The 11,492-nt window shown below is 71.0% G+C and carries 9 protein-coding genes; 1 reads left to right on the plus strand and 8 read right to left on the minus strand.

Annotated features, from left to right (window positions below; all coding sequences use genetic code 11):
* Genes ABTY62_RS33255 through ABTY62_RS33265 form a run of 3 tightly spaced genes read right to left on the minus strand, consistent with a single transcriptional unit; the run spans position 1 to position 4,222 of the window.
* The gene (locus tag ABTY62_RS33255; protein WP_311726534.1) at positions 1-483 is read right to left on the minus strand and encodes a poly-gamma-glutamate biosynthesis protein PgsC/CapC; all 483 of its coding nucleotides are present in this window, start codon (positions 481-483) and stop codon (positions 1-3) included.
* Entirely contained in the window at positions 480-2,048 is a 1,569-nt protein-coding gene (pgsB, locus tag ABTY62_RS33260) for a poly-gamma-glutamate synthase PgsB (RefSeq protein ID WP_352133135.1), read from the minus strand. Before pgsB ends, ABTY62_RS33255 begins: the two co-directional genes overlap by 4 nt.
* 5 nt (positions 2,049-2,053) lie before the next feature.
* On the minus strand, positions 2,054-4,222 hold the full coding sequence (locus ABTY62_RS33265; RefSeq protein WP_352133136.1) for a HAMP domain-containing protein: 2,169 nt from the start codon (positions 4,220-4,222) through the stop codon (positions 2,054-2,056).
* A 492-nt stretch (positions 4,223-4,714) separates the two neighbouring features.
* On the opposite strand from ABTY62_RS33265, the gene ABTY62_RS33270 reads away from it, so the two are divergent.
* Complete coding sequence (locus tag ABTY62_RS33270; RefSeq protein ID WP_352133137.1) at positions 4,715-6,919, plus strand: ATP-binding SpoIIE family protein phosphatase; 2,205 nt, start codon at positions 4,715-4,717, stop codon at positions 6,917-6,919.
* On the opposite strand, the gene ABTY62_RS33275 is transcribed toward ABTY62_RS33270, so the two are convergent.
* The 5 genes from ABTY62_RS33275 to ABTY62_RS33295 are packed head-to-tail and all read right to left on the minus strand — an operon-like array spanning position 6,907 to position 11,491.
* Positions 6,907-7,899, minus strand: coding sequence for a substrate-binding domain-containing protein (locus tag ABTY62_RS33275; protein ID WP_352133138.1), 993 nt, complete (start codon positions 7,897-7,899; stop codon positions 6,907-6,909). The two genes, ABTY62_RS33270 and ABTY62_RS33275, sit on opposite strands and share 13 nt — an antisense overlap.
* Positions 7,896-8,402: a MarR family winged helix-turn-helix transcriptional regulator gene (locus ABTY62_RS33280; RefSeq protein WP_352133139.1), complete on the minus strand. Its 507-nt coding sequence runs from the start codon at positions 8,400-8,402 to the stop codon at positions 7,896-7,898. Before ABTY62_RS33280 ends, ABTY62_RS33275 begins: the two co-directional genes overlap by 4 nt.
* Positions 8,399-9,253, minus strand: a complete 855-nt coding sequence (locus ABTY62_RS33285) for a fumarylacetoacetate hydrolase family protein (protein WP_352133140.1) — start codon at positions 9,251-9,253, stop codon at positions 8,399-8,401. The genes ABTY62_RS33280 and ABTY62_RS33285 overlap by 4 nt, the downstream gene beginning before the upstream one ends.
* A 12-nt stretch (positions 9,254-9,265) precedes the next feature.
* Positions 9,266-10,369 carry an ABC transporter substrate-binding protein gene (locus ABTY62_RS33290; RefSeq protein WP_352133141.1) on the minus strand — a complete coding sequence of 368 codons (1,104 nt, stop codon included), beginning with the start codon at positions 10,367-10,369 and terminating at the stop codon, positions 9,266-9,268.
* A gap of 18 nt (positions 10,370-10,387) precedes the next feature.
* Entirely contained in the window at positions 10,388-11,491 is a 1,104-nt protein-coding gene (locus ABTY62_RS33295; RefSeq protein ID WP_352133142.1) for an ABC transporter ATP-binding protein, read from the minus strand.
* Position 11,492: the final 1 nt, after the last annotated feature.

Raw genomic sequence — 11,492 nt, forward strand, 5'->3', positions numbered from 1 at the left:
TCAGGAGGACGGCATGACGCCGAGCAGGATCCCGGCGGTGAGGACGACGTACGCCATGAGCGTCACCGAGCCGGTGGCCAGCAGCGTGGGGCCCTTGGGCTGGCGCACCAGCTGGTAGGCGATCAGGCCGGGCACGATGAATCCGAGCGTCTGGTTGCTGTACATCAGCGGGAACTCGATCGTCAGCGCGATCATCACCGTGGCCTGGAGCAGCACGCCGGTGAGCACGACGGCCGCGAACAGCCGCTTGCCGTAGAGGATCACAAAGCGCTGGAGCAGCAGGACGCACACGTAGGTGAGCACCGTGACGCCGACGACCATGGCGGCGCGCTGGAGGTCCTCGACGAGGGTGAGCGCGAGCCAGCCCGGGGTGATCATGCCGCCGGGCGAGAGGTTGGTCGTCAGATAGCAGACGAGCGAGAACAAGAGCCCGAGCGCGATACCGAGCGCGGCGATCTCGGGGGTGAGGACGGAGGGGATCAACGCGGCTCTCCTGGGCTCTGCCACTGCTGGTCTGCTGCGGGGGGCTGGTCTGCGACGAGGGGCGGATCTGCGACGAGGGGCGTGGGCGGTACCCGGGGCTCGAAGAAGCCGCGGGAGCCGGCCGAGCCGTCCTGCGCGGGCTCCGGGGCGTACTGCCGCTGCCCGTAGCGCGTCTCGTACGCCTCGGGGTAGCGCTGGTACGGGTCGATACGGGGCGCGTACAGCTGCACCGTGTCGCCGTGTTCGGGCATGGCGGGGAGCAGTGTGCCGTCGGTGTCGGCCGGGGTGTGGCCGGCCGGGACCCCGCCGACATGGGCCGGGGTGTCCACGGCCGCCGGTCCTGCGGGCGCCGGGTCGGCGGCGGCGTCGGGGGCGTCCGGGTCGTCGTCCGGGGGGAGTTCGGCGAGGTGCTCCAGGAGCAGCTCGCCCTGGCCGTGGATGTTGCCGATGGCGACCAGCGAGGAGTCGGGGCCGAGCATCCCGAGCATCTGCTGCATGAACTCCTCCGGGTCGCGCCGGTCGCCGCCGAGATCGACGGCGCGCGAGCGGTACGCGGCCGGGATGGCGTCGATGGCGGACTTGGCCGGGTGGCCGATCACGAAGACGTGCTCGGGGTCGAGGCCGGGGATGATCTCGCCCATCTGGCCGTTGCGTTCGACGCGGTCGGGGCGGCAGTTGATCACCACGTTGAGCGGGCGGTGGATGGCCCCGAGGTCGAGCAGCTGGTTGATGTTCATCAGCGTCGACTCGGGGTCGTTGGCCGCGAAGACGTTGGCGAAGCGCAGCCGCTTGCCCTCGGGGGTGCGGTAGCGCTCGACCGACAGCACGCCGGGGTCCGGCGGCGCGTCGTACATGCCCTTCAGGGCCGTCTCGCGCTCCACGCCGAGGAGTTCGGCGACGGTGAGCGCGATCGCCACGTTCTCCTTGAACGTGAACCAGCTGAAGCCGCGCAGCTCCTCGTCGCTGACCGTCTCCGGGTCGGCGTAGATCAGGCGGCAGTCGCGGGCGTCGGCCTCCTCCTGGAGGATGTGCAGGCGCTCCTTCTCGGCGGTGACGCAGATGCCGCCCTCCGGCATGGAACGGCACAGCGAGCGCGCCACGTCGTCCAGGGTCGGGCCCATCTCGGCGAGGTGGTCCTCGCGGACGTTGCACAGCACGCCGATCGTGGAGCGGATCAGCTTGGACTGGTTGATCTCCTGGAGGGCCGGCATGACGGCCATGCACTCGATGACCAGCGCGTCCGGGCGGTACGCGGCGGCGCGCCGCACGATGCCGATCTGCTCGACGACGTTGGCGATGCCGAACTTGCGGTAGACCGGCTCCTCGGTGGCGTCGGGGTGGATGAACCGGGCCGCCGTACCGGTGGTCTTGGCGACGGTGACCAGGTCGCCGCCGCGCAGCGCACCCGCGCACAACCGGGTGATGGACGACTTGCCGCGGATGCCGTTGACCAGCACCCGGGTGGGGATGTTGTCCAGGTTGGCGAAGTGCCGCCGCTGCTCCACGACCCCGGCGACCAGCAGGATCGCGCAGCACACCATGAGCACGGTGTAGAGGAAGAGCACGGTGTTCAGTTCCTTCCGGCGAGGGGGCGAGCGCCGTCGCGTCCGCGCTGCTGCTCTTGCAGCTGCTGCCGGATGAGCTCCAGGCTGCGGACGACGGCGCCGACCTCGTCGTGGTGGCGCGGGAAGAGGACGGTACGCCGGTCGCCGTCCGCGAGCGTCTCGGCCTGGTCGGCGAGGGCGCGCAGCGGGCGGACGACCACGATGTGCAGCCAGCCCAGGCAGGCCGCGGCCGCGGTGAGGCCGAGCAGCCCGACCAGCACGGTGCGGTTCTGGAGGGTGTACGCGGGGATTTCGAGCCGGGACGCGGGCTGCCAGCTGACGACGGTCCAGTCGAGGACCTTCGCCGCGCCGCCGCCCGTCATCGGGGCCGCGGCCGCGATCCGCACGTCGTCGCCGCGCTGGACCTCGGCGTGCGCCCGCTTGGCGTCGAACAGCCCGGTCAGGTGTCCGGGCATCTTCTGGAAGGCCAGATAGCCGGTGTTCCCGGCGATGACCCGGCCCTTGGCGTCGACCACCCGGACCTGGCCGAGGCCGTCGCGGCGCAGCAGCGCGTTGACGAAGTTGATGTCGAACTCGCCCACGACGGCGGCGCCCGCCTGCCCCTGGAGCGGGGCCGTGGCACGGATGACGGGCTTCTTGCCGCCGTGCCCGGACACCTTGAGGGCCTGGGCGGCGGGGCGTTCGCCGGACGAGTGGTGCGGGGCGGACCCGGCCCGGGCGAGGACCTCGCCGTCGGCGCTCAGGACGTAGACGGACTCGTAGCGGGGGTGCTCCTCGATGGTGCGCTCCAGCACGGTCGTCATGTCGGCGGGCGTGGTGCGGCCGCCGATCAGGGCGGCGACGGCGGACAGGTCCGCGTCGCCCTCGTTGAGCCCCCGGCGCACCCGGTCGCTGATGGTCTCGGTGCGCGCCTTCTGGTCGCGGACCACCTGGGCCGGGATGCGTACGGTCGAGTCGGGGCGGTTGAGCAGCAGGGTCAGCGGAATCGACCAGGTCAGCAGCAGGACGGCGGAGACGGCGACCAGGGCGCGGGTGCCCAGGCGCCGGCCGCCGCGGGCACCGGACGGCGCGCCCTCGGGGGATTCCCCGTGCAGCTGCTGCCGCAGCCGCTCCAGGGCGCGGCCGATCCGGGCGGCCTCGCCGAACCGGGGCACGGTCACCGGGCGGGCCAGGTCGCCGCGGGTGAGCCGGCGGCTCTCCAGGAACAGCCGGATCAGGGGGCGCTGTACGGTGCCGAGCAGCAGCGCGATGGCGAGCCCGCCGATGAGCAGCAGCGCGCCCGCGGCGGCCAGCCCGAACGCCGGCCGGGCCAGCTGGGAGGCGCGCTCGGTGATGCCGACCTGGGTGACGATGTTCAGCCCCAGGCCGCTGGCCACCGTGGACTCGCCCGGCTCGGCGGCGGCGAGCGAGGCGTAGCCGCCGACGGTCCGCCGGTCGCCCGCGGAGTCGCCGGTGAAGCTGCCGCTGACGCCCGCGTAGCCGCCGGAGCCCGGCTCCTTGGAGCTGAGGGGGTTCTGCCGGGCCTTCTTGGCGGCGGTGGTGGCGAACTTCTTCAGCTGGGCCTGGGCCCGTTCGCTGTCGAGGGCGCCGTCGCTGCTGAGGATCGTGCCGGTCGAGTCGACGACGCCGATGCCGCGGCCCGTGCCCAGGCTCACCCCGGGCACCTTCAGATTGCTGGAGGCGATCAGCAGCTGCTGGGGCCGGCCCTTCCAGGAGAGCAGGGCGAGGGCGATCAGCCGGGTCTGGCCGTTCTTCAGCCGGACCAGGCGGGGCGCCAGGCCGTCCTCGTCGGAGAGCTTGGTGCGGTCGATCACCGTCAGCGGCACGGTCTCGCCCCGGGCGGCGAGCAGCTTGCCCGACTTGATCTCGATGATCGCGGTGCCGCTCCACTTCTGGTAGACGCTGCCCGTCTTGTCGAGCACGGCGTCCGCGGAGACCGGGTTGCCCTCGTTGAAGAGGATGGCGGTGCGTTCGAGGTCGGTGACCGACTCGTCGAGGGAGGCGCGGAGCGAGACGGCCCCGTCTTCGGCGAAGCGCTGCTGGGAGGTCAGCACTGCCTTGGGGACGAGGACGTTCTCGGTCTTGCCGAAGGTGAGGGCGGTGATTCCCGCCAGGGAGAGGAGCAGAGCCGAAAGTACGGCTATAGGAGGACGAATGCCACCTATCAGTGACATGTCTGCCCGTCGGCGGATCTTTCGCCGCCGCTTCGGCGCCGAAGCGGCCACGGGGGCTCCTCTCTGGAAATACTGGGATGTTTCGTGCCATATGGAGGGCGCACCCATGTGCGGGCCTCGCGGGCGCGGCCGCGTGAAAATACGCGACCCGTGGGGTTTGGATCAACCAGAGAGGTTAAAGGTTGCGTGAGGAGTTGAAAATGTGAGTCAGATCGCTCAATCCCGAGCGGTGCCGGTCGATGGCCGTCCTCGAGGTGCGGGCGGCGCCTGTGGTGCGTCAGTGGACGGGATCTTCGGTGTCCCCGCGTGTGTTCATCGGGATGCGCAGAGTGATATCGCGTCTGTGCGCACGTGATATTCGGCGGCGATCAGGCTGGTCATGGTGTCTTTTCCGTGCATTGATTGAGGTATGAGGGATTTGCCGCTCTCCGGTTCATCGGCAATGGATACGACCAGGGCCGGGTTCCGGCCTGATGACATCGGCAAACAGATATGAAGCACCTGAGTGCTGATAACCGGGCGGCGTCGCGGGAGTCCGAGCTGGACGGGCGTCTGTCCCTGCTGGAGGCTGCCTTCCGCGGTGAATCGGGGCACCGGGACGCGATGTCGTGTGTGCTGGACCAGGCCGTCGCCGCGCTCCGGGGGCTCGCGGCCACGCTGCACGTGTCGGACCAGGGCCGGGCTCGCCTCGTCGCGAGCAGAGGGCTGCCCCTGGAGACCCTGCGCGGCTGGGAGGGCATGGAGGCGGAGAAGCGCGGCAGCGCGCCGGCCCGCGCCATGGCCGAGGGCACGCTCGTCCGGCTGACCGTTACGGCCGATCCCTCCCGCCCTCTCGCGGCGGCCCTCGGTGCGACGGCCGGCTCCACACCCCTCACCCTGCTGTCCGTTCCGCTTCCGGGTGCCGCGGCTCCCTTGGGTGTCCTGTCCGTCCTGACGACGGCAGCCGGGCCGACAGCCTCCGAGCAGGCGTTCCTGACATCGCTCGCGAACTGGGCGGCGCAGTGGGTCGCGGCGCCCCCGGTGCCCGCACCGGCGAAGCCGGCCGGCCGCGGGGCGGCGGACAGCACGGCCGCCGAGCGGGCAGCACGCCTCGCCGAGCTGACGACCGCTCTCAGCGACGCCGTGACCTCACACGACGTCGCGCAGGTGGTGGGCGATCGGATCCTGCCGCTGTTCCGTGCGCAGGGGCTGGTGGTCGAGGTTTTCGAGAACGGGCGTCGGCAGGTGGTCGGCTCCAGGGGGTACCCCCCGGAATTCCTCCACTCCGTCGTGGACGCGCCGCAGGCCTCCCATTCCCCCTTCCACGACGTCCTCCGCGCCCGCCTGCCGATCATCATGGGCTCTCCCGAGACTTATCTCTCGCTCTACCCCGACCTGGCCGGAAGGCTGGCCGCCTCCCGGAAACAGGCCTGGATCTTTCTGCCGCTCATCGCGTCCGGGAAGCCCATCGGCAGCTGCGTCATCACGTTCGACGAGCCCTACCAGCCGTCCGATGACGAGCGGACCCTGCTGATGGCGCTGAGCGGGCTCGTCGGCCAGGCCCTGGCACGTGCCCGGCTGTACGACGCCGAGCACGCCCGTGCCCAGGAGTTGCAGCGATCCCTGCTCCCGCGGACTCTGCCCAGCGTCGGGGCCGTCACCGCCGCGGCCCGTTACGTGCCCGCGAGCGCCGGCACGGACGTCGGCGGGGACTGGTACGACGTGATCCCCCTCTCGTCCGGCCGGGTCGCCCTCGTCATCGGCGACGTCATGGGGCACGGCCTGTCCGAGGCCGCCACCATGGGACGCCTGCGCACGGCCGTATGCACGCTGGCCTATCTGGAGCTTCCGCCCGACGACGTCCTCGCCCACCTCAACGACATCGTCTGCGGCCTGGGTGAGGACTTCTACGCCACCTGTCTGTATGCCGTGTACGACTCCACCACCGGGATGTGCTCCATGGCCCGCGCGGGCCATCCCGCCCCGGCCCTCGCCCTGCCGGACGGCACCGTGTCCACCCCCGGCGATCTCCCGGACCCGCCCCTCGGGGCCGCCGAACTCCCCTTCACCACCAAGGAGCGGGAACTACCGGAGGGCAGTCTGCTGGCCCTGTGCACGGACGGCCTGCTCGAAGCGGCGGACCTGGACATCGAGCACGGTCTGACCGACGTCTGCCGCGTACTGGCGCGGCACGCGTCCGCGGACGTCGAGAGCCTCTGCGACGCGTGCATGCGGGCGCTGCTCCCGGCCCGGCAGTCGATCGGGGACGACGCCGCGCTCCTCGTCACCCGCCTCCACCGGATGGGTTCCGGGGACATCGCGTCCTGGGAGCTGGCCGAGGAGCCGCAGTCCGCGGGCCTGGCACGTGACCACGTACGCGAGCAACTGGCCAGGTGGGACCTGCCGGAGCTGACGATGACCACCGAACTCCTGGTCAGCGAACTCGTCGGCAACGTCATACGGCACGCCAAGGGCCCCCTGCGGCTGCGGCTGCTGCGCGGCCGCACCCTCATCTGCGAGGTCAGTGACGGCAGCCAGGCCACCCCACGGGTCCGGCGTGCCGCGGCCAGCGACGAGGGCGGACGCGGACTGCACCTGGTCGCCGCGCTCTCCCATGCCTGGGGCACCCGCTACACGAGCGACGGCAAGTGCATCTGGGCCGAGCAACAACTGCCCGGCCCAGCGGACGAGAACGGCGAACGGTGTCACACGCGATAGGCGTCCAGGCATTCGGAGGCGAAGATGTCCGCGGGAGCGAACCTCCGCCCGGTCAGGCCCTGTTCGTGCGAGTAGCGAAGCAGGGTGCGCAGGGTGGTGTCGTTGGCATCGACGCCATAGGGCCAGTAGTCGTGCCCGAGGACGGAGCGGGCCCGGGCGAGATCGTCGTAGAGCCAGGGCAGTGAGTAACGGAGCGCGTTGGTCTCGCCGATGCGGGCGAGGGCGATACCGCGTGCCTCCTCGAACGCCTTGTACAGGCTGCGGGCCAGCCAGGGGCGCTGCTCGTAGACGTCGCGGCGCACCACGACGACGTGCATGATCGGGAAGATCCCGGTGTCGAGGGCGTACTGCTCCTCCACGGCACGCGGGTCCGGGAAGAGACGGACGATGCGCGGGTCGCCCTCGGCGAAGGGGAGCGGCAGGCGGGCGCTGTAGAGGGCGTCGATCCCGCCGTCCAGCAGCATGCCGGTCAGGGTCTGCGCGGGGCCGATGGGTTCGATCTCGACGCCGAGGTGCTCGGGCAGCGGGAGCTTTTCGGCCCGGCCGGGTTGGTTGAGGCCGCCGGTGCGGTAGCGGGGTGCGGACACGGGCAGGCCGTGGCGCTCGGCGAGGGTGCCGCGGATCCACACGGCGGCCGTCATCTGGTACTCGGGAACGCCGACGTGGCGGCCGGCGAGGTCGGCGGGTACGCGGATGTCACTGTCGGCGTTGATGTAGATGGCGTTGTGGCGGAAGGTGCGTGACGGGAAGACCGGCAGGGCGATGAAGTCGCCGGTGCGGTCGAGGTTCATCAGGTAGGACGACAAGGACAGTTCGGCCGCCTCGAATTCCCGGTGGCGCAGCATCCGGTAGAAGATCTCCTCCGGAGGCAGGGCGAGATACGTGAGGTCGACGCCGTCGGGGGTCACGGTGCCGGAGCGCAGGGGTTCGGTGCGGTCGTAGTCCCCGCAGGCGAGGACGAGGGGGACGCGGCGGCTCACTTCTCGCCTCCGGGGTTCTCTTCGCGCAGGCGCTCGCCCGCCTCGACGAGGTTTTGCAGGATGCGGACGAGTTCGTCGCGGTCGTGCTCGGACAGGACTGCGGTCATGCGGTCGGTCATGTCGGCGGCGGAGCGGGAGACTTCGGTGAAGACGCGCTCGCCCTCGGGTGAGAGGCTGTGCAGGTTGCGCCGGCGGTCGGCCGGGTCCTTGACTCGCGTGAGGTAGCCGCGTTCGGTGAGGCGGTAGACCACTTCGGCCACGGTGGAGGTGTCGAGGGAGACGCGCCGGGAGATCGTGTTCTGGTCCGAGCCCGGCCGTTCGGCGATCACGCTGAGCACGGCGAACTGGGTGGAGGTGATCTCCGTGGAGACGCTGCTGGTCCACAGGTGGGTGTGCACCTGCTGGGCGCGTCGGATCAGGTGGCCCGGCTGCTGGTACATGTCGATGTCCAAAGCGGCCTGAAGGCGGCGTTCCGCGTCGTTCCGGTCGGTGTGTTCGGTCATCGTTCCGCCTTGTGCCCGGGCCGGTCCTGGTAGGGAATCGCGTCCTCGCCGCTGACGAGGACCTCCAGTGTGCCGATGCGGTCGATGGTGACGGTCACCCGGTCCCCGTGGGTGAGGGGACCGACGCCCGCGGGCGTTCCGGTGGCGATGATGTCGCCCGGGTGCAGGGTCATGGCGGCGCTGGCGTAGGCGATCAGGTGGGGGACGGAATAGATCATCTTGCTGGTGGACGTGTGCTGTCTGAGCTCGCCGTTGACATGGCAGCTCAGCTCCAGCCGTCCCGGATCGGGAATCTCGTCGGCGGTCGTGATCCAGGGGCCGACGGGGGTGAAGGTGTCGAAGGACTTGCGCAGTGAGCGGTCTTCGGTGGAACGCACCGTGACGTCGAGCAGACAGGTGTAGCCGAAGACATGGCGCAGGGCGTCCCGGGGACTGACCTTGCGGGCCGAACGGCCTATGACGACGGCGAGTTCGCCTTCGTGATCGGTGCGCTTGTCGCTCCAGGGCAGGCGTACGGTGCCGCCGTGCCCGATGACGGACGTGGGGGCCTTGAGGAACAGCCCCCAGTCGACGATGGTGGCCGAATCGGGCATCTCGTCGATGTGGTCGTAGTAGTTGGCGGGGGCTCCGATGATCTTCCCGGGGTGGGGCAGCGGGGGCTGCCAGTCCAGCTCCGCGGTGCACAGCCTGGGCCGGTCGGCCAGGTCGGCGGGGCCGATCCGGAGCGCCGGCGGTTCCCCCTGCCCGATGACCTGGTACAGGGGTTGGCCGTCGAGGAGTTCGGTGACGTCGACGGAGCCGTCCGCGAGGACCACGGCGAGGCGTCCATCGCCGAAAGTACCGATGCGCATGGGGTGGGACTCCTACTTCTCCAGCCGCTTGACCACGGCGATGGTCCGGTTGACCGCCTCTGCCTGCCGGCCGGGCGGGATCTCGGGGATGATGCGGGACTGGATCCGCGACAGGGGCGGCAGTCCGTCGGGGGCGGGGGTTTGGGGCCGGGTGCCGTACAGGCCGGCACCGGCGAGCGCCCGTTGCCCCTCCTCGGTGTGGAGCCAGTTGACGAGCAGCTGGGCGGCCTCCGGCGCGGGCGCCCCCTTCAGCAGGCACAGGTACTGGGTGTCGAAGCGCGCGCCTTCCTCGGTGGGGAAGACGAAGCCGACCGGCAGGTTCTTGGCGCGCGCCGCGGCGTAGACGGCGGAGTTGTCGGCCACCATCACCTCGCGCTCGCCGCGGGCGAGGGACTGCTCGGCCAGGGCGGCGGTGTCCACCGTCTGGGGCGAGTTGTCGAGCAGCCGTCCGGTCCAGTCGGTGTTCAGCTTCCTGGCCTCGGTCAGGTGGGAGATCATGAGCGAGGTGACGCCGACGTTGGCGGGGTCGGCCTGGACGAGCCTGCCGCGCCAGGCCGGCCGGGCGAGTTCCGTCCAGCTCCGGGGCGCCTGACGGGCGGTGAGCTTGTCGGTGTTGTACTCGATGCCCACGGCGAAGCGTACGAAGGCCGCGAAGCTGTCGTTCGGGCCGACCTGGTCCGGGCTCAGATAGGCCGCGGTGAAGGGCTTGTAGGGCCGGCACTGCCCGGCCTGGTCGCTGAGGGCTATGCCGGAGCCACCGTTGGTCTGGAGGGACGCCGCGTGCTTGCCGCTGGCGAACTCCTCGGCCAGCTTGGTGGTCAGCTGCGGCCCGAAGATCGGCTGGGGGATGATGGTGATCGCCGGGTAGCGCTCCTGGAAGGCCCGGTAGGCGCCGGCGTAGAAGTTCTGGCTGGGGCCGTAGACCAGGACCTGGGTCCGGTGCTCGGCCTGGGCGGCCTTGTACAGCTTGTCCAGCCGCGCCTGCGCGGCGCTCCCTCCGATGTCCGCGGCATCGGTCCGCGAGGGGGGCGCGGTGGCGGCTCCGGCGCTACAGGCGGTCGGGCCGACGGCACAGGCGAGGGCGACGGCGAGGGACGCGGCTCTGCGAGTGGGCATGGTCTCTCCGGCGTTGGTTCAGGACACGGGCTGGAGCGGGAAGGTCTCGTCGGCGAGGGCGAGGAGGGCCCCGGGCTGGGCGATGAGCGTGACCTCCCGGCCCGCCCGTGCGCGCACGGGCGCGGGGGTACGGACGCGCAGGGTGTGCGCGTGCACGCGCAGCACGTATTCGGCCTGGTCCCCGAGGTAGGTGGCGGTGAGGACACGGGCGGATATCCCGCTGGTGCCGTCGGCGTCCGCGAGAAGGAAGCAGTTGGCGCGGGCCGCGACGGTGACCGGCTCGCCGACGGCCGGTGCCGGCCCTGTGGGCCGGGCCGGAAGCGGTTCGGGGAATCCGTCCAGTTCGACCAGGAGCGCCTGGTCCGTGCTCCCCAGGACGGTGGCCGGAAGGAGGTTCTCGAAGCCGACGAAGTCGGCGACGAAGCGGTTGGCCGGGTCGGAGTAGATCTGTTCGGGTGTGCCCGTCTGCTGGACGCGGCCGTCGTGCATGACGACGATCCGGTCGGCCAGGGTCAGCGCCTCGACCTGGTCGTGGGTCACGTAGACGGACGTCGCCGGGACGGTCTGGCGGAGCAGCTGGAGCTGTTCGCGCATGGTGGCGCGCAACCGCGCGTCCAGGTTGGACAGCGGCTCGTCGAACAGGACGAGCCCGGGCCGGGCGACCAGGGCGCGGGCGAGTGCGACGCGCTGTTGCTGCCCGCCGGACAGGGCGCCGACGGGGCGGTGCGCCAGTTTTTCCAGGCCCACGGTGCGCAGGGCCTCGGTGACGCGTTCGGCGATCTGTGCGCGGGGCGTGCGCCTCATCCGCAGCGGATAGGCGACGTTGGCGTGCACATTCATGTGCGGCCACAGGGCGTAGCTCTGGAAGACCATGCCGAGGTCCCGTTTCTCCGGCGGGACGAACGTGCCCCGGGAGTCGACGACCACGCGCCCGTCGATCCGTATCTCGCCCGCGTCCGGCTTCTCCAGACCGGCCAGACACCGCAGGGTGGTGGTCTTTCCGCATCCGCTGGGGCCGAGCAGGGTGAGGAACTCCCCGTCGGCGATGTCCAGGTCCAGCCCGTCGACGACGGTGTGGTCGCCGTAGCGCTTGGTCAGGCCCCGGATGGAGACTGCGGCCATG

Origin of the sequence: Streptomyces sp. NPDC097640 (genome assembly GCF_040302705.1) — a bacterium.
GTDB lineage: Bacteria > Actinomycetota > Actinomycetes > Streptomycetales > Streptomycetaceae > Streptomyces.

Coding starts and splice junctions, on each gene's coding strand:
- ABTY62_RS33265 (WP_352133136.1), bottom strand. CDS start 4,222: ATGTCACTGATAGGTGGCATTCGTCCTCCTATAGCCGTACTTTCGGCT.
- ABTY62_RS33270 (WP_352133137.1), top strand. CDS start 4,715: ATGAAGCACCTGAGTGCTGATAACCGGGCGGCGTCGCGGGAGTCCGAG.
- ABTY62_RS33280 (WP_352133139.1), bottom strand. CDS start 8,402: ATGACCGAACACACCGACCGGAACGACGCGGAACGCCGCCTTCAGGCC.
- ABTY62_RS33285 (WP_352133140.1), bottom strand. CDS start 9,253: ATGCGCATCGGTACTTTCGGCGATGGACGCCTCGCCGTGGTCCTCGCG.
- ABTY62_RS33290 (WP_352133141.1), bottom strand. CDS start 10,369: ATGCCCACTCGCAGAGCCGCGTCCCTCGCCGTCGCCCTCGCCTGTGCC.
- ABTY62_RS33295 (WP_352133142.1), bottom strand. CDS start 11,491: ATGGCCGCAGTCTCCATCCGGGGCCTGACCAAGCGCTACGGCGACCAC.